24 protein-coding genes are annotated in these 20059 nt (G+C 74.6%); 18 read left to right on the forward strand and 6 right to left on the reverse strand.

The window, feature by feature from the left end:
- Positions 1-34 precede the first annotated feature (34 nt).
- From MUK52_RS17480 to MUK52_RS17490, 3 genes are all read right to left on the reverse strand, one after another.
- A complete protein-coding gene (locus MUK52_RS17480; RefSeq protein WP_284578080.1) occupies positions 35-1258 on the reverse strand; it encodes a S1C family serine protease in 1224 nt (407 codons plus the stop codon).
- 135 nt (positions 1259-1393) lie between these two features.
- Positions 1394-2416 (reverse strand): LacI family DNA-binding transcriptional regulator, encoded by a 1023-nt coding sequence (locus MUK52_RS17485; RefSeq protein WP_114058130.1) that lies wholly within the window; start codon positions 2414-2416, stop codon positions 1394-1396.
- Between the two features lie 90 nt (positions 2417-2506).
- Positions 2507-3244 (reverse strand): response regulator transcription factor, encoded by a 738-nt coding sequence (locus tag MUK52_RS17490; RefSeq protein ID WP_114058129.1) that lies wholly within the window; start codon positions 3242-3244, stop codon positions 2507-2509.
- A 483-nt stretch (positions 3245-3727) separates the two neighbouring features.
- Between MUK52_RS17490 and MUK52_RS17495 the strand changes: the two genes are divergently transcribed.
- The 13 genes from MUK52_RS17495 (at position 3728) to ygfZ (ending at position 13663) form a co-directional block, all read left to right on the forward strand.
- The gene (locus tag MUK52_RS17495; RefSeq protein ID WP_114058128.1) at positions 3728-3982 is read left to right on the forward strand and encodes a MoaD/ThiS family protein; all 255 of its coding nucleotides are present in this window, start codon (positions 3728-3730) and stop codon (positions 3980-3982) included.
- Positions 3983-3992: 10 nt separating this feature from the next.
- Complete coding sequence (locus MUK52_RS17500; protein WP_284578089.1) at positions 3993-5807, forward strand: hypothetical protein; 1815 nt, start codon at positions 3993-3995, stop codon at positions 5805-5807.
- A gap of 97 nt (positions 5808-5904) precedes the next feature.
- The gene (locus MUK52_RS17505) at positions 5905-6621 is read left to right on the forward strand and encodes an LmeA family phospholipid-binding protein (protein WP_284578091.1); all 717 of its coding nucleotides are present in this window, start codon (positions 5905-5907) and stop codon (positions 6619-6621) included.
- A 162-nt stretch (positions 6622-6783) separates the two neighbouring features.
- Complete coding sequence (locus MUK52_RS33180) at positions 6784-6867, forward strand: putative leader peptide (RefSeq protein WP_350206375.1); 84 nt, start codon at positions 6784-6786, stop codon at positions 6865-6867.
- A gap of 204 nt (positions 6868-7071) precedes the next feature.
- Positions 7072-7917 (forward strand): sulfurtransferase, encoded by an 846-nt coding sequence (locus MUK52_RS17510; RefSeq protein ID WP_114058126.1) that lies wholly within the window; start codon positions 7072-7074, stop codon positions 7915-7917.
- 54 nt (positions 7918-7971) lie between these two features.
- A complete protein-coding gene (locus tag MUK52_RS17515) occupies positions 7972-8262 on the forward strand; it encodes a DUF1416 domain-containing protein (protein ID WP_114058125.1) in 291 nt (96 codons plus the stop codon).
- 133 nt (positions 8263-8395) lie between these two features.
- On the forward strand, positions 8396-8662 hold the full coding sequence (locus tag MUK52_RS17520) for a DUF3099 domain-containing protein (protein WP_114058124.1): 267 nt from the start codon (positions 8396-8398) through the stop codon (positions 8660-8662).
- A gap of 111 nt (positions 8663-8773) precedes the next feature.
- On the forward strand, positions 8774-9559 hold the full coding sequence (locus MUK52_RS17525; RefSeq protein ID WP_284578094.1) for a hypothetical protein: 786 nt from the start codon (positions 8774-8776) through the stop codon (positions 9557-9559).
- Positions 9556-10371, forward strand: a complete 816-nt coding sequence (locus MUK52_RS17530; RefSeq protein WP_284578096.1) for a hypothetical protein — start codon at positions 9556-9558, stop codon at positions 10369-10371. The genes MUK52_RS17525 and MUK52_RS17530 overlap by 4 nt, the downstream gene beginning before the upstream one ends.
- Positions 10368-11243, forward strand: coding sequence for a hypothetical protein (locus MUK52_RS17535; RefSeq protein ID WP_284578098.1), 876 nt, complete (start codon positions 10368-10370; stop codon positions 11241-11243). Before MUK52_RS17530 ends, MUK52_RS17535 begins: the two co-directional genes overlap by 4 nt.
- A 296-nt stretch (positions 11244-11539) precedes the next feature.
- Positions 11540-12112, forward strand: a complete 573-nt coding sequence (locus tag MUK52_RS17540; RefSeq protein ID WP_114058122.1) for a heme-binding beta-barrel domain-containing protein — start codon at positions 11540-11542, stop codon at positions 12110-12112.
- A gap of 99 nt (positions 12113-12211) precedes the next feature.
- Positions 12212-12676, forward strand: a complete 465-nt coding sequence (locus MUK52_RS17545) for a Fur family transcriptional regulator (RefSeq protein ID WP_174250484.1) — start codon at positions 12212-12214, stop codon at positions 12674-12676.
- Between the two features lie 21 nt (positions 12677-12697).
- Positions 12698-13663, forward strand: coding sequence for a CAF17-like 4Fe-4S cluster assembly/insertion protein YgfZ (gene ygfZ / locus MUK52_RS17550; RefSeq protein WP_284578103.1), 966 nt, complete (start codon positions 12698-12700; stop codon positions 13661-13663).
- Positions 13664-13676: 13 nt separating this feature from the next.
- Here the strand turns inward: ygfZ and dtd are convergent, their stop codons facing one another.
- Positions 13677-14102, reverse strand: a complete 426-nt coding sequence (gene dtd / locus MUK52_RS17555; RefSeq protein ID WP_114058119.1) for a D-aminoacyl-tRNA deacylase — start codon at positions 14100-14102, stop codon at positions 13677-13679.
- A gap of 172 nt (positions 14103-14274) precedes the next feature.
- Between dtd and MUK52_RS17560 the strand changes: the two genes are divergently transcribed.
- The 4 genes from MUK52_RS17560 to MUK52_RS17575 all read left to right on the forward strand — a co-directional run bounded on the left by MUK52_RS17560 (position 14275) and on the right by MUK52_RS17575 (position 17891).
- Positions 14275-14901: an RsiG family protein gene (locus MUK52_RS17560; protein ID WP_284578107.1), complete on the forward strand. Its 627-nt coding sequence runs from the start codon at positions 14275-14277 to the stop codon at positions 14899-14901.
- 93 nt (positions 14902-14994) lie between these two features.
- Positions 14995-16239, forward strand: coding sequence for a GNAT family N-acetyltransferase (locus tag MUK52_RS17565; RefSeq protein WP_284578109.1), 1245 nt, complete (start codon positions 14995-14997; stop codon positions 16237-16239).
- Between the two features lie 63 nt (positions 16240-16302).
- Entirely contained in the window at positions 16303-17136 is an 834-nt protein-coding gene (locus MUK52_RS17570) for a putative protein N(5)-glutamine methyltransferase (RefSeq protein ID WP_502963579.1), read from the forward strand.
- A 149-nt stretch (positions 17137-17285) separates the two neighbouring features.
- Positions 17286-17891, forward strand: a complete 606-nt coding sequence (locus tag MUK52_RS17575; protein ID WP_284578111.1) for a hypothetical protein — start codon at positions 17286-17288, stop codon at positions 17889-17891.
- Here MUK52_RS17575 and MUK52_RS17580 read toward each other — a convergent pair.
- Positions 17857-18780 (reverse strand): NAD(P)-dependent oxidoreductase, encoded by a 924-nt coding sequence (locus MUK52_RS17580; RefSeq protein WP_284578113.1) that lies wholly within the window; start codon positions 18778-18780, stop codon positions 17857-17859. The genes MUK52_RS17575 and MUK52_RS17580 overlap by 35 nt on opposite strands.
- 45 nt (positions 18781-18825) lie before the next feature.
- Between MUK52_RS17580 and MUK52_RS17585 the strand changes: the two genes are divergently transcribed.
- Complete coding sequence (locus tag MUK52_RS17585) at positions 18826-19176, forward strand: winged helix-turn-helix transcriptional regulator (protein ID WP_114058113.1); 351 nt, start codon at positions 18826-18828, stop codon at positions 19174-19176.
- A 116-nt stretch (positions 19177-19292) separates the two neighbouring features.
- On the opposite strand, the gene MUK52_RS17590 is transcribed toward MUK52_RS17585, so the two are convergent.
- Positions 19293-19898 (reverse strand): hypothetical protein, encoded by a 606-nt coding sequence (locus tag MUK52_RS17590; RefSeq protein WP_284578116.1) that lies wholly within the window; start codon positions 19896-19898, stop codon positions 19293-19295.
- Positions 19899-20059: the final 161 nt, after the last annotated feature.

Here is a 20059-nt window from a genome sequence, read left to right on the forward strand (position 1 = left end):
TCGCACGGGGGTTCCGCGGGCGGCTCCGCCACTGCTAGAAGGAGGTGCCGAAGCCGTCCGCGGAGCCCGCGCCGCCGCTGCCGCCGGCGCCGCCCTGGCGCAGGGAGGGCAGGTCGGCCTTGATGGTGTTGACGGGGATCGCGAAGCCGAGGCCGACGCTTCCGGCGGCGGCGCTGTCGCTCGCCGGCGAGTAGATCGCCGACGGCATCCCGACGATCTCGCCGTTCATGTTGACGAGGGCGCCGCCGGAGTTGCCGGGGTTGAGGGAGGCGTCCGTCTGGATGGCCTTGTAGGAGGTGGTGTTCGAGCCGGTGTTCCCGTTGAACTGGCGGCCGTCGAAGGAGAACGGCCAGCCGCCGTCGCCGCGCTGCTGCCGCTGCGGGGGCTGCTCGGACTTCGGGACGTTCACCTCGCGGTTCAGGGCGGAGACGATGCCGCTGGTGACGGTGCCGGTCAGGCGGTCGGGGGAGCCGATGGCGACCACCTCGTCGCCGACCTTGAGGCCGTCGGAGTTGCCGAGCCGGGCGGGCTTCAGGCCGCTCGCTCCCTCGATCCTGATCAGGGCGAGGTCCTTGTCCGGGTCGGTGCCGACGGTCTTCGCGGCCAGCTTCCTGCCGTTGCTGAGGGTGACCTGGATCTCGGAGGCGCCGTTGATGACGTGGTTGTTGGTGACGACCTCGCCGTCCGCGCTGATGATCACGCCCGAGCCGGTGCCCTGGCCCGAGCCGGTGCGCGTGTCGATCCGCACGACGGACGGGCTGACCTGCTCGGCGACGCCCGCGACCGTGCCGCCGGCGGACTGCGAGACGTTCGTGCCGGGGAAGCCGGTGCCGGAGAGGCCGGCCCGCTCGGCGAGCAGCTGCTGCACGCCGGCGGTGGTGGCCCCGCCGACGACGGCCGCGGCCAGCGCCACGGTCGCGAGTACCAGAGCCGACCGCCTGCCGCGGCGCGTGCGGGCCGGGCCGTACGGGCCCTGCGGGCCGTCGGCTCCGGGATCGGGCAGCGCGTCCGCGGCGTGGGGAGTCGGCGGGGCAGGAGGGGCCGGCGGTGCGGGCGGTGCGTACCCGGGCGGTGCGTACGCGGGGGCGGCGGGCCGCACGGTATCGCCGCGGACGGCCTCGGGCCGGTGCGCCTCGTACCAGCCGGGCGCCGGTTCGGCGGCCCCGCCGGGCGGCGGGTAGGCCCCGTCGAGGGGCGCGCTCGGATACGGGCGGTTCTCCTGCGGGTACTCGCCTTCGCGGCGGAAGCTGTCGGTCATGGGACCGACTCTCGCCGCGGTTCATGAGAGCTTTCTGAGTTCCCGCTGAGAAGCCCGACAGAACCGCGTATGCCCGATATAAAGGAGCGTCCGGACGGGGATCCGGCGGTTCCGGCGGTGCGCCCGGCGGCCGGGTCAGGAGCAGCCGCAGGAGCGGCGCACGACCAGCGCGGACGGGAACTGCTTGAGCCGCTCCCGCCGCGAGCCCGCGACCCGCAGCCCGTCGTCGAGCACGAGGTCGACGGCGGCCCGGGCCATCGCCGGGCGGTCCGAGGCGATCGTGGTCAGCGGCGGATCGGTGAGCGCCGCCTCCTTCACGTCGTCGAAGCCGGCCACGGCCAGCTCACCGGGCACGTCGATGCGCAGTTCGCGGGCGGCGCGCAGCACGCCGATCGCCTGGTCGTCGGTGGCGCAGAAGATCGCCGGCGGCCGGTTCGGGCCGGAGAGGACCTCCAGCGCGACCCGGTAGGCGTCGTAGCGGTTGTAGGGGGCCTCGAAGAGGCGGCCCTCGACGGACCGGCCGGATTCGAGCATGGCCCGGCGCCAGCCCTCGACGTGGTCGGCGACCGGGTCGCCGACCGACGGGGTGTTCTCGATGCCGCCGATGCAGGCGACGTACTCGTGCCCGTGCTCCAGGAGGTGGCGGGTGGCGAGCTGGGCGCCGCCGATGTCGTCGGTGACGACCGCGACGTCGTCGATGGCCTCGGGCCGCTCGTGCAGCAGCACGACCCGCGCGTCCCAGGCCTCGATCTCGGAGGCGGCCCGCTCGCTCATGCCCTGGCTGACCAGGATCAGCCCGGACACCCGCATGCCGAGGAAGGCCCGCAGGTAGTGGACCTCCCGCTCGTCCCGGTAGTCCGAGTTCCCGACGAGCACCATCTTCCCGCGCTCGGCGGCGGCCTGCTCGACCGCGTGCGCCATCTCCGCGAAGAACGGCTGGCGCGCGTCGGGCACGATCATGCCTATGAGGTCGGTGCGCCGCGACGCCATCGCCTGGGCGACCCGGTCCGGACGGTAGCCCAGCTCCTTGATCGCGGCGAGGACACGCTCGCGCGTGGCCGGGGCGACCGGCCTGGGTCCGTTGTTGATGACGTAGCTCACGACGGCGGTTGAAGTACCCGCAAGTCGCGCCACGTCATCCCGCGTCACCTTGGCCACGCCGGGAGTCTACGCGGGGGGACCTACCTCTGGGCAGGCCGTCCTGCCGACCGGACGATCACAGGAGGTTCCTCCATACGGGGGAGGCCCTCACCGGGCCTCCGCCGGAAGGGCCGCGGCGGCCTGCGCCGCGGCCTCGGCGGCGGCCCGCTCGACCTTCTCCGGGGTGACGAACCGGTACCCGACGTTGCGGACGGTCCCGATCAGCGACTCGTGCTCGGGGCCGAGTTTCGCACGCAGCCGCCGGACGTGCACGTCCACCGTCCGGGTGCCTCCGAAGTAGTCGTACCCCCATACCTCCTGGAGGAGCTGGGCGCGCGTGAAGACCCGGCCCGGGTGCTGCGCCAGGTACTTCAGCAGCTCGAACTCCTTGAAGGTGAGGTCCAGGACCCGGCCCTTCAGCTTCGCGGAGTAGGTGGCCTCGTCGACCGAGAGGTCGCCGTTGCGGATCTCCATGGGGGAGTCGTCGGAGCCGAGCTGCCGGCGGCCGGTGGCCAGCCGCAGCCGCGCCTCGACCTCGGCGGGGCCGGCGGTGTCGAGGAGGACGTCGTCGATGCCCCAGTCGGCGGTGACGGCCGCGAGGCCGCCCTCGGTGACGACGAGGATCAGCGGGCAGCCGGGCCCGGTGGAGCGCAGCAGCTGGCACAGCGAGCGGACCTGCGGCAGGTCGCGGCGGCCGTCGACGAGGATGACGTCCGCCCCGGGGGTGTCGACCAGGGCGGGCCCCTCGGCGGGGGCGACGCGCACGCTGTGCAGCAGCAGGCCCAGGGCCGGCAGCACCTCGGTGGACGGCTGGAGGGCGTTCGTCAGCAGCAGGAGGGAGCTCATGCCCGACCCCCTGCCCGGGTCGGTCGGTGGTGCACGGTTCGCTGGTCCGTCACGTCGGTTCCTCCTCGGTCCCGTCGAGGACTTTCGCGGTACTGCTTCGTACGTGGTGCGCGGTGCGCGTGCAGCGGCCGTGCGGGCTCCGCGCCCCGGGGGCCCGCACGGATGTCACTGTTCCCGGCCCGATCAACGTGCCGAAAGCACAAAAGGACCCGGGGGCTGCGCTGCCCGGATCCTTCGCCAGCAGAATAGCCCACCGCCCGGCGGCGGGCCGAGGCTTCGCCGACTCCGCTTCTGTGGTCCGTGCCACCCTCCGGAACCAGCCTATGCCCCGCTTTCGGGGGTTCGGGGGATGTTTGGCGCAGCGGGCGGGGGCCGCCGGTGCGCGCGCGGGGCGCATGCAGGGCGTGTGCGGGCGCGCCGGAGCAGCGGGCGGGAGGGGCCATCATGGAGGCCGACGGTAGAGAGCCGACGATAGGAGCTGCAGTGGCAACCGGAACCATCCGCTACTGGGCGGCGGCCAAGGCCGCGTCCGGGACGGCGGAGGAGCCGTACTCGGCGCGGACACTGGCCGAGGCGCTCGACGCAGTGCGCGAACGGCATCCCGGGGAGCTGACCCGGGTGCTGCTGCGCTGCTCCTTCCTCGTGAACGACGAGCCTGTGGGCAAGCGCCCGCACGACGCCGTCCTGCTGACCGAGGGGGGCACCGTCGAGGTGCTCCCGCCGTTCGCGGGCGGGTGAGCGGAAGACGATGAGCACTCCCGAGGAACAGCAGCGCCGGCAGTACGGGCAGCAGCACCCCGAGCAGCAGCACCACCAGTCGTACCCGCAGCACCAGCAGCCGCAGCCGCAGCAGCCGCAGCACCAGCAGCAGCCGGGTGCGTACGGGGCGCAGCAGCCGGTTCCCGAGGCCGACCCGTACGGCACCCAGACCTGGCAGGCGCCGACGTGGGACACGGCGTACCAGCCCGTGCAGCAGCCCGAGCCGGGCCTGCATCCGCAGGCGCCGCAGGCGCAGTCCCCGCAGCCGCCGCTCGGCGGGCTGCCGGGGCAGTCGGCTCCGGAGCGGCCCGTCGCCCCCGAGGGGTGGTTCCGGGACGAGTCCCCCGCCGCCCCCGCCGCACCGCAGCAGCCGGCCCCCGCCGCGGACTGGGCCCAGAACCCCTACCCGCAGGCTTATCCGGCCCAGGCTGCGCCGCAGTACCCGGCGCAGCCCGCGGTTCCGGACGGCTGGTTCCGCGACGAGGCCCCCGCGGCCCCCGCTCCGGCCCCCGCGGCCGCGCCGGGCCACGACTGGGCCGCCGAGACGGCGTACCTGCCGCCGGTCAGGGAGGCCGCCGCTGCCGAGACGGCGTACCTGCCGCCGGTCCGGGATGCGGCCGCTGCCGCCGAGACGGCGTACCTGCCGCCGGTCCGGGACGCGCCCGCAGCCGCCGAGACGGCGTATCTGCCGCCCGTACGGGACGCTGCCGCTCCCGGGGCCCCGTATCCGCCGCCGGTGCAGGATGCCGCGGCAGCCGCCGAGACTGCTTATCTGCCGCCAGTGCGCGAGGGTGCGGGCGTCCCCGACGGCTGGTTCCGTGAGGAGGCTCCGGCCGCCGCCGGCCCCGCCGGGGCCGCGCCGGGTGCCGAGAGCTGGGCCGAGGCCACCGCCTACCTGCCCCCGCAGGCCGCCGCCGACCCGGCACCGCAGGCCGCCGCCCCCGGCGCCGCGCAGCCGGGCGGCCCCGCCGGGCAGCCCGGCGGGCCTCAGGCGCCGGGCGAGGATCCCGCGTACTCGCCGCCCACCCTCGGCGGCAACACCATGCGCGCCGTCGACCCCGCACAGGCCCGCGCGGAAGGCCTCTCGCCGATCATCGACCCGGGCCCGCAGTCGGCCCTGCTGACCGCCGCGCTCGGCCTGCTGCTCGCCGCGGCCGCCCCCTTCGGCGACCTCGCGCTGCTTCTCCCGCTCGTCGTCCTCCAGGGGCTCACGGCCGCCGGGTGGTTCCGCCTGAACGGCATGTGGCCCGCCCGCCAGGGCATCGCCCTCGCCTTCCTCGGCGCGCTCGTCGCGGACGCCGCCGTCCTCGCGGTCGACGCCGTCCACGGCCCCGGCGCGATCATCGGCACCCTCGGCGTGTGGGTGCTGCTGACCCTGGTCCTCCAGCTGCGCAGCGCCGCGGACCCCGACGAGCGGATGTACGGCCTGATGGCCTCGGTGGCCTCCGCCGCCCTCGCCATCGTGTGCGCCGGCTTCCTGGCCGCCGGGTCCGCCGCCGTGTCGGTCGGCGCGGTCGCCGTGGCCGTCGCCGTGTTCGTCCGCGCGCTGCCCCTGCCGCCCGCGCCCTCGGCCGGCGTCTCGCTGGCCGCGGCGGCCGGCTCCGGCATCGCCGTCGGCGCACTGACCTCCATCGGCGCGGGTGGGGCACTGCTGGGCCTGGCCGCCGGGGTGTGCGCGCTGATCGGGCTGCGCGTGGCGGCGTACGACTACCCGTCGAAGTTCGTGCACATGACCGCCGGAGTGGCGCTGCCGCTGGCGGCGGCCGCCCCGGCCGTCTACCTGCTGGGGCGGGTGGTCGGCTGACGGCGCGCCGGGCCGCGCGGGCCCGGGCAGCGGCCCCGCGGCGCCCCCGCGTGGTCAACTAGGGGGCACGTACCGGGTCTAGAGGGGGGAGAGGCACGTGCGCGTCCTGCGTGTCGTCGTGTTCGTCGCAGTGGTGCTGGGCGGCCTGTTCGTGGCCGCCGACCGGTTCGCGGCCGGGTACGCCGAGGACCGGCTGGCCGACCGAATACGGGCCCGCCAGGGACTGGCGGGCACCGCGGAGGCCGAGATCCACGGCTTCCCCTTCCTCACCCAGGCGCTCAGCCACGAGCTCGACCGGGTGGACGTACGCGTCACCGGCGTCGACGCCGTCGCCGACGGCCGCAAGACGCGCCTGTCGGAGCTGGCCGCGACCTTCCGCGGCGTGAAGCTGGACGCGGACTACGGCGGCGGCACCGCGAAGAGCGCCGAGGGCTCGGCGCTGATCACGTACCCGGACCTGACACAGGCCTCGCAGAGCGGGGTGAAGCTGGCGTACGGCGGGGAGCGGGACAAGGTGAAGGTGACCGCCTCGGTGGAGCTGCTGGGCCGGACCTTCACGCGGAGCGTGGTCTCCAGCGTCAGCCTCGTCGACGCGGGCGGCGACGGCGGCGGCAAGCTCGTCCGGGTCCGGGCCGACGAGGTGCCCGGCGAGGGCATCCCCGGCATCGAGGGCGCCGTGCGCCGCAAGACCGACTTCGACCGGCGCCTCGACGGCGGCCTGCCGTCCGGGCTGCGGCTGACGGGGCTGACCTCCGACGAGGCCGGCGTCCACCTGGAGCTGGGCGGTACGGACGTCTCCCTGGCCGGATCGTGAGACAGGACGGTCCGATCCGCAGAAAGACGGCCTGCACAGGGCGTCCGGAGGGCCCCCGCGGAGCTGCCCGGACGCCATCTGATCCCGCTATGCGGATGATTCCGTCTCGGTATATGACACACCGGTGACAGGGCGGCCGGTTCCTCCCTACGATCCATGGCTATGAAGCATCAGCAGGCGGACCTCACGAAGCGACGGGCAGTAGACCTGTGTCGCGTCGCCGCCATGCTCTGTCGATCCATGTGACCCGAGAGCGCCATCCGCTCCGCCCGTCGGACGACCGTACTTCCCGCGTGACCGCAGTGCAGCCGCCCCGGCCTGCCCGCTGACGCCTCCCCGCGCCCAGCGGCCGCCCGAGCGCCTGCCCCGCCGCCCACGCGGCAGCGCAGCACCTCTGCCAGCCCGCAGCACCCGCACCGCCCCGCCGCACACTGCCCCGGAGGAGAAACCATGAGCCGCAGCGACGTCCTCGTCGACGCCGACTGGGTCGAGGCCCACCTGAACGACGCCAACGTCGTCATCGTGGAGGTGGACGAGGACACGTCCGCCTACGACAAGAACCACATCGCCGGCGCCGTCCGGATCGACTGGAAGAAGGACCTCCAGGACCCGGTCCGCCGCGACTTCGTCGACCAGGAGGGCTTCGAGAAGCTGCTCTCCGCGAAGGGCATCTCCAACGACGACACCGTCGTCCTCTACGGCGGCAACAACAACTGGTTCGCGTCGTACGCCTACTGGTACTTCAAGCTGTACGGCCACCAGGACGTCCGCCTCCTCGACGGCGGCCGCAAGAAGTGGGAGCTCGACTCCCGCGACCTGGTCGACGGCTCCGAGGTCCCGAACCGCCCGGCCACCGAGTACAAGGCCAAGCCGCAGGACACCTCGATCCGCGCCTTCCGCGACGACGTCGTGGCCGCCATCAACACCCTGAACCTGGTCGACGTCCGCTCGCCCGACGAGTTCTCCGGCAAGCTGCTCGCCCCGGCCCACCTGCCGCAGGAGCAGTCGCAGCGCCCCGGCCACGTGCCGAGCGCCCGCAACATCCCGTGGTCGAAGAACGCCAACGACGACGGCACCTTCAAGTCCGACGAGGAGCTCAAGGCCCTCTACGAGACCGAGCAGGTCGACCTGGCGAAGGACACCATCGCCTACTGCCGCATCGGCGAGCGCTCCGCGCTCACCTGGTTCGTGCTGCACGAGCTCCTGGGCCAGGAGAACGTCAAGAACTACGACGGCTCGTGGACCGAGTACGGCTCCCTCGTCGGCGTGCCGATCGAGCTGGGCGCAGGCAAGTAATCAGGGCACGCGACGCCCGGTAGAACGACTTCTCTCAGGACAGGACAGAGACACATGTGCGGAGCACAGATCGGCGGGCCCGACCTCGCCACCCTCAAGCCCGGTGAGACGGCCATCCAGGGCCAGGTGACCAAGGACGGCGAGCCCGTCAGCGGCTACGTCCGCCTCCTCGACTCGACCGGCGAGTTCACCGCGGAGGTCCCGACCTCCGCGACCGGCCAGTTCCGCTTCTACGCGGCGACCGGCTCGTGGACGCTGCGGGCCCTCGTGCCCGGCGGCCAGGCGGACCGCGCCGTCGTCGTCTCCGAGGCCGGCGGCGTGACGGACGTGGCCATCGCGGTCTGATCCCGCGACCGGGAGCCCATGAACCGGCCGGAGGGCCGCACCCCAGGGGGTTGGACGCCACTGGAGCGGGGTGCGGCCCTCCGCGCCGTCCGGGACACGGACGGCCGGGCGGTCGCGGCCCTAGGCTGGGGGCATGTACGCGCGCCGGCGCCGCATCTACTTCGTCCTGATGGGCGTGTGCCTCTTCCTCTTCGTCTCGGCCTGGTCCTTCGTCCGGCTGCTGTCGGTCGAGGCCGCGGTGGCCCTGTGCGTGGTGGCGATGGTGATCCCGCCGGTCGCGGCGGTGGTCGCCAACCGCCGCGGCCCCGAGGACCGCTGGTGGGACGCCCCCTCGGGCGACCCGAAGTCGGACGAGTGGTGGGACGAGCTTGACGGCAAGCGCCGCCCGCCCGACGAATGACCTTCCAAGTGACCGCAACGTAATACGTTTCCGCACAACCGTTCCCTTCGGGTACATGTCAAGGCTGTGCGCGGGTGACCGCCCGCCGACAGACCTGTGGGGAACACGTCCTTGGAACACGCACAAACCTCTCCCGATCCGCGGGACGAGGGGAATACGGCGCAGGCGCCGCCCGCCCGCCCGGCCCGACGCGGCCGCCGTACCGCCCTGCTGATCGCCGGCGCCGCCGCGCTCGGGATCCTCGGCGGCACCGTCGCCGGCTACGCCGTGCAGTACCACCGCCCGCCGACGCCGCTGCCGCCGCTCGCCCAGCAGAAGCTGGTCACCCCGAAGGCGCTCGCGCCCGACGCCGCCACGACGCGCGACAGCATCAACGCCAACCGCCGCCACAAGACGGACGGCGACCTCACCGCGCTGCTGGTCGAGGCTCCCGCCGGGGCGAAAGTCCTCGGCAGGGGCTACGAGACCCTCGACGTCTTCTCGCTCCAGTTCGAGGAGCCGGACAAGGCCCTGGGCGGCTTCGCCGAGGACGGGGTGCGGCGCATCGCCGCCACCGGGTGGGTGCAGGACGACCGCGTCTTCGTCGACATCCGCCTGATCCAGTTCCGCGACCGGGTGGGGGCGGACGCCTACCAGCAGGCGCAGGCCTCGGTCATGCCGACCAGGGAGTACGCCGGAAACCCGGGCGTGCCCATCCCCGGCGCGCACGCCGACCTCGCGCACGTGTGGGTGAACTCCAGGGCCGAGACCGAGCCGGGCTACCACCCGGTGCGCGGGGCCCGCGCCGTCGCCCGCCGCGGCGACATCGTCATGGAGATCGACTACTTCGACAACCGCGGCCGGATCGCCGAGGGCGACGTCGTCGACCTGGCCAAGCGACAGCTGGAGCGCATGTGACCGAGCCGCTGAAGACGGAAACCGCCGAGGCTGCCGCGGAAACCGCCGCGGCCCAGGCCGCCCCGGAGCCCGTGCCCGCACCCCGCCGCGGGCGCAGGGCCGCCGCCCTCGCCGGCGGCGCGGTCGCCCTCGCCGTCCTCGCGGGCGGCGGGATCGCCGGGTCGGTCGCACTGGAGCGGGCGGACCGGACCGTCGGGACCCGCTACTGGGTCCCCGACGGCGCGACGCCGGCGGTGCCGGAGGACCCGGCTCCCGTCCCCGCCGGGGAACTCTCCGGCAAGCTGCTGCCGGTCCCGTCCGGCTTCTCCCTGGGCCCGGACATCGGGAAGGACGGCAACGACTTCTCCGTCCCCGGCGACAAGGCCGTCCAGGCGTACGGCGACGCCCGCGGCGGGCAGTCCTCGGCGCAGCGCAAGCGCCGCGAGGAGGCGCTGGAGGGGATGAAGCTCAAGGGCCTCGCCGGCCGCAGCTACACCATGGACGGCGGCGGCGTCGTCTACCAGGTCCGCTTCATGCAGGCCGACCCCCAGGCGGTCGGCAGGCTCTCCGAGGTGGCGAAGAAGCTCAACGAGCTGGGCGGAGACGGTCGCGCCGCGCCCGCCGTGGACGGCCACCCCGAGGCCGGGTGCGCGCTCCTGGCGATCGGCGAGGCCAAGCAGGAGAAGATCGACTCGATGGAGTGCGTCGCCGTCCAGGGCGATGTCCTGGTCACCTTCCGCGCCTTCGGCCCCAAGCCCTTCTCGCCGGCAGCCGCCGCCTCCTTCCTCAAGAACCAGCTGAGCCACCTGAAGTCCCCCGGGGAGTCCGTGTGACCGACCACCGCACCACCGAGACCGCCGTGGCGGCCGCCACCGCCGCCGGGGCCGACGCCGCCACCGGCACCGCCCCCGACCCCGCCCCGGCCGACCCCGCCCCGGCTGCCCCCGCACGCCGACGGGGCGCCGCGGCGCTGCGCCGGCTCGCCGCGGCCGCCGCGTTCGCCGTCTTCGGGACCGGGACCGCGTACGGGATCGCCCAGGCCGACCGCACCGACCTGCCCGGCCTGGAGACCCGCGGAGACGGCCGCTGGGACTACCCGGCGCTGGCCAAGCCCACCCTGGCGCCCGGGGCGCCGCAGCCCTTCTCCTCCGACAACGACGGCGGCATCCACTACGCGGCCCTGTTCCAGCTGCTCCTGCCCGCCCCCGCCGGGTCCGCGCCCGACCCGGCCCTGAAGGTCGGGCAGGACCAGAAGGTCTCGGAGGACGCCTTCCTGGAGGAGTTCGAGCCGACCGTCCGGCAGAGGATGAAGCAGGAGTTCACCGACGAGGGCCTGCGCCAGATCGCCGGGCGCGCCTGGACCATGCCCGACGGCAGCCGCACCCGTGTCTACCTGCTGCGCTTCTCCGCCCCCGACTTCGCCGACGACCCCGACCGGTGCGGCAGCACCATGAACGTCAACGGGGTGAACCGGATCGAGGACGACTCCGACTGGAGGAAGGCGAAGTTCGCCCAGCCCAACCCGGCCCTGCACGGCAAGGTGGACGTGTTCGCGGAGGCCGCGCCCGTCGGGGACGAGGAGGTCCGGGTCGGGTGCATCCAGTCGGGTGACGTGCAGGCCGCCGTGTTCCAGTCCCGCAGGGGCGGGGTGGCGTCCGTCCCGTTCCACCAGACGGTCATCCTGCAGAGCCAGCTCCTCGGCTGACCGCGCCACGCCCGAGCCGCCGCGCCGCCCCGGCCGCGCGGGCGGGGCACCTCGGGGAGTGGTGCGGGCGGGCGGACAGTAGGCTTGGGGACCGGCCCGTACCCGCCACACCGACACCTCCGAGGAGTCCCCCGTGCTTGAGGCATTCTTCACCTCCCTGCTCGTCCTGGTCTGCGTCGGCGTCCTGGCCTTCACCGGCCTCGCCGTGAAGAAGCTGTACCAGGGCCAGCGCTGATCCACGGATCGGCCTCCCCGGACCCGGAACCCCCTCCCACAGATCGCCTGAGCAGCCATTCATGATCCAGATCCCGTCCGACCTGAACCCGGGCCTCGTCCCCCTCGCCTTCCTCCTCGGCACCTGGGAGGGCGCTGGCGTCTTCGACTTCCCGGGTGAGGAGAAGTGCAACTTCGGCCAGGAGGTCGTCTTCAGCCACGACGGCCGGGACTTCCTGGCGTACACCTCGTCCACCTGGGTCCTCGACGCCGAGGGCCGCAAGGTGCGGCCGCTGGAGTCCGAGTCCGGCTACTGGCGCATCGACGCCGAGCGCAGGATCGAGGTCGTCATGGTGCGCGACCAGGGCGTCGTCGAGGTCTGGTACGGCGAGCTCGCCCACCAGAAGCCGCAGATCGACCTGGCCACGGACGCGGTGGCCCGCACCGCCGCCTCCGGCCCGTACAGCGGCGGCAAGCGCCTCTACGGCTACGTCAAGAGCGACCTGATGTGGGTCGGGGAGAAGGCCACCCCGGACGTCGAGCTGCGCCCCTACATGTCGGCCCAGCTCAAGAAGGTCGTCACCCCGGAGGAGGTCGCCGAGATGGCGCGCAACCTCCCGGACATGCCCGACGACGGCATCGCCTTCTTCCGCTGATCCGCCGCCGGCCGGTGCGCCGGCCGGCCCCGCAGCGCGTCCCGGCGGGGACCGCGGGCAGCCCGCCCGCGGTCCCCGCCGCGCGCTTACACTGGGCCCGTGGTGAGCCCCGAAAGCCCCGACCGTGCCTCCGGCACCGACTGGAAGAGCGACCTGCGGCAGCGCGGATACCGGCTGACGCCGCAGCGCCAGCTCGTGCTGGAAGCCGTGGACGCCCTCGGCCACGCGACGCCGGACGACATCCTCGCGCACGTCCGCAAGACCGCCTCCGGGGTCAACATCTCCACCGTCTACCGGACGCTGGAGCTGCTGGAGGAGCTGAAGCTCGTCTCCCACGCCCACCTCGGGCACGGGGCGCCGACCTACCACCTTGCCGACCGGCACCACCACATCCACCTGGTGTGCCGCGAGTGCGCCGGGGTGATCGAGGCGGACGTGGGCATCGCCGCCGAGTTCACCGAGAAGCTCCGCGGCGCCTTCGGCTTCGACACCGACATGAAGCACTTCGCGATCTTCGGCCTGTGTCGCGCGTGCGCCGCCGAGCGCCCTGCCGAGCCCGCCTGACGGGGTCGTACGCTTGGTCCCATGACCAGCCCCCTGCTGAACCTCCCCGGCGCCGTACAGGCCGAAGGCCGCGACGAGGGCGTCGCCGCCCACTACGGAGAGCTGTACGGCGAGCAGCGCGCACTCGCCGACGGCCGAGGCTTCGTCGACCTCTCGCACCGCGGGGTCGTCGCCGTCACCGGACCGGACCGGCTGAGCTGGCTGCACCTGCTGATCACCCAGCACGTGACGGAACTCCCGCCCGGCCAGGCCACCGAGGCGCTGATCCTCTCTGCGAACGGGCACATCGAGCACGCGCTGTACCTCGTCGACGACGGCGAGACGGTGTGGGCGCACGTCGAACCGGGCACCGGGGAGGCGCTGATCGCCTACCTGGAGTCGATGAAGTTCTTCTACCGCGTCGAAGTCGCCGACCGGACCGGTGACTTCGCCGTCGTGCACCTGCCCGCCGGGTCCATCGCCGAGGTCGACAAGGAGCTCGTCGTACGCGAGACCCCGCACGGCCGGGACGTGTTCCTGCCCCGCGGCGAGCTGGAGGCCTTCGCGGCCGGACACGGGCCGGCAGCCGGCCTGCTCGCGTACGAGGCGCTGCGCGTGGAGGCGCACCGGCCACGGCTCGGCCTGGAGACCGACCACCGCACCATCCCGCACGAGCTGGGCTGGATCGGCACCGCGGTGCACCTGCAGAAGGGCTGCTACCGCGGGCAGGAGACGGTGGCCCGCGTCCACAACCTGGGGAAGCCGCCGCGCCGCCTGGTCTTCCTGCACCTGGACGGCTCGGAGGTGCACCTCCCGGCGCACGGGGCGCCGGTCAGGCTCGCCGCCGACGGGGCGGAGGGCCGGCAGCTGGGCTTCGTGACGACGGCGGTCCGCCACCACGAGCTCGGCCCGATCGCGCTCGCCCTGGTCAAGCGGAACGTGCCGGTGGACGCCCCGCTGCTGGCGGGGGCGACGGCCGCCGCCCAGGAGGTCGTCGTCGCCCCGTAGGCGCGGACCGCCGTCAGACGTCGATGACGATGGTGAACGGGCCGTGGTTCGTCAGCGAGACCCGCATGTCCGCGCCGAACCGGCCCGTCGCCACCGTCGCCCCCAGCGCACGCAGCTGCGCGACGACCTCGTCGACGAGCGGCTCCGCGACGCCGCCGGGCGCGGCGGCGTTCCAGGTGGGGCGGCGGCCCTTGCGGGCGTCGCCGTACAGCGTGAACTGCGAGACCACCAGGAGCGGCGCGGAGACGTCGCTGCACGACTTCTCGCCTTCCAGGATCCGCACCGACCACAGCTTTCTGGCCAGCTGCGCCGCCTTCTCGGGGGTGTCGTCGTGGGTGACGCCCACCAGGACGCACAGCCCCTCGCCGACGATCTCGCCCACGGTCTCACCGGCCACGACGACGCTCGCGCCGTCCACCCTCTGCACCACTGCTCGCATACCACCTGTGTACCAGGCGGGCACTTCCCCGCGGCCGAACGGGTGGCGCAGGACTGCGCCCGCACCACGGAGAGTGGCACGATGCACGCAGGCGGTGCTTCCCCCCGGCCCCACGCGTCACGCGGGCACGGGGGAGAGCCCATGCACCGGTCGAGGGGACGGACACGTTCACATGAATACTTCTGGTACCTCCGTACCTGCATCACCACCATCACCCGCACCACCTGCCGGCGCCGCCGCTCCGGCGGCCGGAACGGTACGGCCGCCCGCGCAGCGCAGCGCTGAGGAGCCGGGGCAGGCGCCGACCACGCCCGCCACCGCGCTCGGCCTGCCGGAACTGCGTGCACTGCGCCGCGAGGCCCAGCGCGAGGAGGCCGACCTCAGCTACGTCCGCCGGCTCCTGCAGGGCCGGATCGACATCCTGCGCGCCGAACTCGCCCGGCGCAGCGACCCGGAGGCCCCCGTGCCGCCCGAGGCGCCGGTGGTGGACCGGCTCTCGGAGATCCTCGCGGACGCGCCGTCCAGCCGCAGCGCCTCCGCCCGGCACGTCACGCTCGGCACCCCGCGCGGAGAGGAGTACCGGGTGCTGGCGGCGGAGATGCTGTCCGACGTCGAGCTGTCGGACCTGGGGGCCCGCACGGACGCCGAACTCCATGAGGCGATGGGCCGGTTGACGGGGTACGAGCAGCAGGTCTCGCGCCGCAGACAGCAGCTGCAGCGCACCGCGGACGACTGCAGCGCCGAGATCACCCGGCGCTACCGGGAGGGGGAGGCCCAGGTGGACGACCTCCTGGCCTGAGCCGGCGGCCCGCAGGCTCCCGCTGCCGCCGCGGGAGCCCCCGGCGGAAATCCCGGCGACGGCAGCGCGCACGGCGCACTAGCGTGGCGTCCCATGAGCGCTGACGTCCGGCCCATTGCCGCTTCCGAACTGACCCAGTGGATGCAGGCGGTCAGCACCGGCTTCCTGACGGCCTCCCCGGTGACGGAGTCGGATGCCGCGCAGCGGGCCCGGCACAGCGACCCGGACCGCATCATCGGCGCCTTCGACCGCGACACCGGCGCCTGCGTAGGCACCCTGCGCTCCTTCCGGCAGGAGCTGACCGTCCCCGGCGGGGCGACGGTCGTCTCCAGCGCCCTCAGCAACGTCACCGTGCTGCCCACGCACCGCCGGCAGGGCCTGCTGACCCGCATGGTCGCCGCCGACGCCGCCGCGTCCGCCGAGCGCGGCGACACCGTCTCGACGCTGATCGCCGCCGAGTACCCGATCTACGGCCGCTACGGGTACGGGCCCGCGGCCTCGATCACCGAGTGGGAGGTCGACGTACCGCGCGCCGGGCTCGACCTCCGCCGGTCCGGGACCGGCGACGGTGGCCGCATCGACCTCGTCGACACCGCCGAGGTGCGCCGCGTCGGCCCCGCCCTGCACGACCGGCTGCGCGGGGAGCGGCACGGCATGGTCAGCCGCGACGAGCGCTGGTGGGCCCTCGCGACGGGGCTGGAGGCGTTCTCGCACCGCCCGTACCGGGAGGGCTTCCAGGCCGTCCACCGCACGGCGGACGGCGAGGTCGCCGGCCTCGTCCGCTACACCGCGGACGACGTCTGGGCCGACGCCAAGGTGCCCATGAACACGGTCCGGGTCCGGGACCTCCTCGCGGCGACCCCGGCCGCCGAGCGGGCGCTGTGGCACTTCGTGTGCTCCATCGACTGGGTGCAGAAGGTCCGCAGCGGCTACCGCGCCCCCGACGACCTGCTGCCGCACCTGCTGCCCGACCCGCGCGCGGCGCGCCCGGTGACCGCCGCCGACTTCCTGTGGGTGCGGGTCCTGGACGTCGTACGGGCCCTCGGTGCGCGGACGTACGCGGTGCCGGGGACACTCGTCCTGGAGGTCCGCGACCCGGGCGGGCCGGCCGCCGGCCGGTACCGGCTGGACGCGGGCACGGGGGAGTGCGCGCGCACCCGCCAGGCCGCGGACCTGAGCCTGGACGTCTCGGCGCTCGGCGCGCTCTACCTCGGCGACGAGTCAGCGGTACGGCTCGGCGCGCTGGGGAGGGTGGCCGAGGAGCGGCCGGGGGCGCTGGCCCTCGCGGACGCGGTGTTCCGGACGGCCCGGCGGCCGTGGTGCCCGGACGTGTTCTGAGCGCGGGGCGGCGGGAGCGGGAGCACGGAAGGTACGGGCAGCGGCATGCGGGGAGAGCGGGACGTGCAGGAAGCAGGGGAAGCGGCGGAAGCGGCGGAAGAGGAGCCGGCGGTCGCGGAGGCGACGGTCGCTGCGCTGCGCGCCGCCGGGTGCGTCTTCGCGGAGGAGGAGGCGGCGCTGCTCACGGCCGCGGCCGGCGGTGACGAGGCGGTCCTGGCCGCGCTGGTCGCCCGCCGGGCCGGCGGGGAGCCGCTGGAGCACGTCGTCGGCTGGGCCCGGTTCTGCGGGCTGCGCATGCGGGTCGGCGCAGGGGCGTTCGTCCCGCGCAGGCGCACCGAGTTCCTGGTGCAGGAGGCCGTCGCGCTGGCCGCGGCGGACGGCCGCCCGCAGGCGGTGGTCCTCGACCTGTGCTGCGGCGTGGGCGCCGTCGGCGCCGCGGTCGCGGCCCGGCTGGGCGCCGGCACCGAGCTGCACGCCGCCGACATCGACCCGGGCGCGCTCGCCTACGCGCGCGCCAACACCGCCCCGTACGGCGGGCGGGTGTACGAGGGCGACCTGTACGGGGCGCTGCCGGGGGAGCTGCGCGGCCGGGTGGACGTCCTGCTCGCCAACGCGCCCTACGTGCCGACGGACGAGATCGCGCTGCTGCCGTCCGAGGCGCGCGACCACGAGCCGCCGGTGTCGCTGGACGGCGGACCGGACGGGCTGGACGTCCACCGGCGCATCGCGGCGGGCGCCCCGCACTGGCTGGCGCCGGGCGGGCGGCTGCTCATCGAGACGAGCGGACGGCAGGCGCCGCACACGGCCGCGGCCCTTCAGGCGGCGGGCCTCGCCGTGCGGACGGTCGAGTCGGAGGAGTTCTGGGCGACGGTGGTCGTCGCCACGCGCACCCTGTGACGGCGCGCGGAGGGGCCGTAACCCCCGCGCGCGTGGGCCGGCCTCCCCCGGGCGGGGGAGGCCGGCCGCCGCGGGTCGGCCGGGAGGCGCGGGAGGGACCGCACCTGCGACCGACGCGCGGGGCGGGGCCCGCCGACACGCTGGTGTACATGACATGCCGCAGCGGTTCCGCCCCCATACCCGTACCCGTACCCGTACCCGTACCCGTACCCGTACCCGTACCCGCCGCGCCCCGCTGGGCGGTGCGCGCCGCACACGCCGTCGCCCTGCTGACGCTGCCCACCGGCATCTGGCGGCTGCTGCTCGCCGCCGGCTTCACGGCCGGGTACACCGAGGCCGGGTACGCGGCGGCGGGCCTGCCCGGCTGGGGGCGGGCGTACGCGCTCGGCGTCACCCTCGGCAGCGAGCTGCTCGCCCTGCTCGCGCTGGGCCTGGTCCGGCCCTGGGGCGTGGTGCTGCCCGCCTGGATCCCGCGGCTGGGCGGCCGCCGCCTCCCGGCACGCGCGGTCGCCGCCGCGGCCGGCGTGACTGCCGTCCTGCTGGCCTGCGCCTGGACCCCGTTCGCGCTGTGGTGGGCGCTGCCCCACCCGGACATGACCCCGCACGGCGCGCTCGTGGTCGGCCTCCTGTACCTGCCGCTGGTCGCCTGGGGGCCGCTGCTGGGCGCGCTGGCCCTCTCGTACCGGCGCAGGACGTCCGCGTACGGGCGGCCGGCGGGTCTCAGCGGCGGCCCAGGAGTTCCGCGATCCGGATGAACCCGTCCGTGCCGTGGCCCAGGCCGACGACGCGGCGCGCCCACCCCTCGGCCGCGCGCATCACCCCGGCGTCGATGCCGTGTGCCTCGGACGCCTCGACGATGTGCGCCATGGAGGAGGCCGCCGAGGTGATGGGGTTGTCCTTGCCGGAGTAGCCGCCTGCGTCGGCCTCCTCGGCCGTCTGCGCGAAGATCGGCGGGAGGATCGCGGCGATGCCCTGCGCGAAGGGGGCCAGCTCCCGGCCGGTGATGCCCTCGGCCCGCGCCACCGCCAGGGCGTGCGCGTAGCCGGCCATCGCCGTCCAGAAGACGTCGAGGAGCGCGATGTCGTACGCCGCCGCCCGGCCGATGTCCTCGCCGAGGTGGGTGTGGGTGCCGCCGAGCACGGCCAGCACGGGCCGGTGCTCCCGGTACAGCTCCTGCGGGCCGGAGTGGAGGAACACCGCGTCGGGGGTGCCGATCGTCGTGTTCGGCGTCATGATCGCGCCGTCGAGGTAGCGGACGCCGTGCGCGGCGGCCCAGTCGGCGGCGGCGCGGGCCCGCTGCGGGGTGTCGGCGGTCAGGTTGAGGACCGTCCGGCCGCGCAGCGCGTCGGCGACGGCCTCGCGGCGCAGGATGCCGTCGGCGGCGTCCTGGTTCACCACGCAGACCACGGTCAGCCCGCTCGCGGCGGCGGCCTCCTCGGGCGAGCGGGCGCCGACCGCCCCGCGGGCCGTCAGCTCCGCGTCCCGGCCCGGCGTCCGGTTCCAGACGGTGGTGCGCAGGCCCGCGTCGAGGAACGCGCCGGCCAGGGCGCGGCCCATCGGGCCCAGGCCGAGCACCGTCACGGCAGACTGGTCGGAGGGCTGCGGGACGGTGTGCTGCGTGGACGTGGACGTGGACGTGGACATGGTTCGGCTCCCGTACGTGGGTGGACGGATGGAATGGGGGGGCGCATGACGCGTGGTCGTGCCCGGGACACGGAGGTGTGCGGAGTGACCGCCGCCATCGCTGTGATCGACGGCAAGTGGAAGACGGCCCTGCTCTGGCTGCTGGAGTCGGGCCCGTGCCGGCCCGGCGAACTGCGCCGGCAGCTGCCGGGCCTCAGCGAGAAGGTGCTGACGCAGGCGCTGCGCGAGATGCAGGCGGACGGGCTCGTGCACCGGGAGGTGCACGACGTGCTGCCGCCGAAGACCGAGTACTCGCTGACCGCCTTCGGCCGCGAGCTCTCCGACGCGCTCGGCCCGGTGTCCGACTGGGGGCACCGCAGGCTGGAGCGGCTCATGGGGGAGCAGTCGGCCCCGTAGCCGGGTGCCTCCCTTCCGATCCGCCGGCCGCCGGCCCCCGGATCAAGGGTGGCGCGGTGCGGGGCGGTTGCCCAGTACCCACAAAAAAGTGGGTGTCGGCGGGGCGCCGCCGCTGCTCAGCGGGGGCCGGCCGGGCGCCGCCACCGCCACGCCGTGTGCCCGGCGAGGGCGACGGCGGCGAGCACGGCGAGCGCCCGTACGGTGCTCCAGACCGCCGTGGCGACCGACCCGGCGGCCCCTTCGGTGCCGAGCCGCAGGGAGGTCTCGTAGAAGGCGGTCAGCGGCACAAGCAGCCGGAAGGGGAGCCCCGCAACGCCCGGGTGCCGCGCCAGGTTCCCCAACACGCCGAGCGGGGCGCCGAAGAGAACGGCGGCGGTACCCCACACGAGCATCCCCGCCCAGTTGACCTGCGCCTGCGGCACACCGGAGACGACCACTCCGATCGGCGCGACGGGGCTGAAGGCCTTGCACAGGTAGTAGACGACGACCCCGAGGCCCAACCCCGCCGGGGCGAGGACGGCCGACTCGGCCTTCGACTGCCTGGCGTACCCGACGAGGACCCCGAAGCAGGCCCAGGGCCATCCCCCGGAGAACAGGACCCCGGCGGCCGTGAAGGGCGCCCCGCCCCCCTTGGCCGCGAGCGCCCCGGCCAGGCCGAGCACGACCCCGGCCCCGAGGACGGCCGAGGCGACGGCGATACGAGAGGGGATACGAGCGCCCACGATTGACCGCCTGTCTGCCGGGGAAGCCGCCGGACCAAGTGTCGGCGGGGCGCCGCGCCCCGGTCGAGATCATTCGCGGCCAACGGCACCGGGCATACACGGCCATACGCGGCCGCACTGTGACTTCCAGCGTTAGTTGTCACCAGCGATGACCTCTCACC

Source organism: Streptomyces sp. 2P-4 (genome assembly GCF_030167965.1).
Classification (GTDB): domain Bacteria; phylum Actinomycetota; class Actinomycetes; order Streptomycetales; family Streptomycetaceae; genus Streptomyces; species Streptomyces globosus_A.

Excerpts from the sequence above, each read along its gene's own strand:
- MUK52_RS17480 (WP_284578080.1), bottom strand. The coding sequence starts at position 1,258 with ATGACCGACAGCTTCCGCCGCGAAGGCGAGTACCCGCAGGAGAACCGC.
- MUK52_RS17490 (WP_114058129.1), bottom strand. The coding sequence starts at position 3,244 with ATGAGCTCCCTCCTGCTGCTGACGAACGCCCTCCAGCCGTCCACCGAG.
- MUK52_RS17500 (WP_284578089.1), top strand. The coding sequence starts at position 3,993 with ATGAGCACTCCCGAGGAACAGCAGCGCCGGCAGTACGGGCAGCAGCAC.
- MUK52_RS33180 (WP_350206375.1), top strand. The coding sequence starts at position 6,784 with ATGAAGCATCAGCAGGCGGACCTCACGAAGCGACGGGCAGTAGACCTG.
- MUK52_RS17510 (WP_114058126.1), top strand. The coding sequence starts at position 7,072 with ATGAGCCGCAGCGACGTCCTCGTCGACGCCGACTGGGTCGAGGCCCAC.
- MUK52_RS17515 (WP_114058125.1), top strand. The coding sequence starts at position 7,972 with ATGTGCGGAGCACAGATCGGCGGGCCCGACCTCGCCACCCTCAAGCCC.
- MUK52_RS17520 (WP_114058124.1), top strand. The coding sequence starts at position 8,396 with ATGTACGCGCGCCGGCGCCGCATCTACTTCGTCCTGATGGGCGTGTGC.
- MUK52_RS17540 (WP_114058122.1), top strand. The coding sequence starts at position 11,540 with ATGATCCAGATCCCGTCCGACCTGAACCCGGGCCTCGTCCCCCTCGCC.
- ygfZ (WP_284578103.1), top strand. The coding sequence starts at position 12,698 with ATGACCAGCCCCCTGCTGAACCTCCCCGGCGCCGTACAGGCCGAAGGC.
- dtd (WP_114058119.1), bottom strand. The coding sequence starts at position 14,102 with ATGCGAGCAGTGGTGCAGAGGGTGGACGGCGCGAGCGTCGTCGTGGCC.
- MUK52_RS17560 (WP_284578107.1), top strand. The coding sequence starts at position 14,275 with ATGAATACTTCTGGTACCTCCGTACCTGCATCACCACCATCACCCGCA.
- MUK52_RS17565 (WP_284578109.1), top strand. The coding sequence starts at position 14,995 with ATGAGCGCTGACGTCCGGCCCATTGCCGCTTCCGAACTGACCCAGTGG.
- MUK52_RS17575 (WP_284578111.1), top strand. The coding sequence starts at position 17,286 with ATGACATGCCGCAGCGGTTCCGCCCCCATACCCGTACCCGTACCCGTA.
- MUK52_RS17580 (WP_284578113.1), bottom strand. The coding sequence starts at position 18,780 with ATGTCCACGTCCACGTCCACGTCCACGCAGCACACCGTCCCGCAGCCC.
- MUK52_RS17585 (WP_114058113.1), top strand. The coding sequence starts at position 18,826 with ATGACGCGTGGTCGTGCCCGGGACACGGAGGTGTGCGGAGTGACCGCC.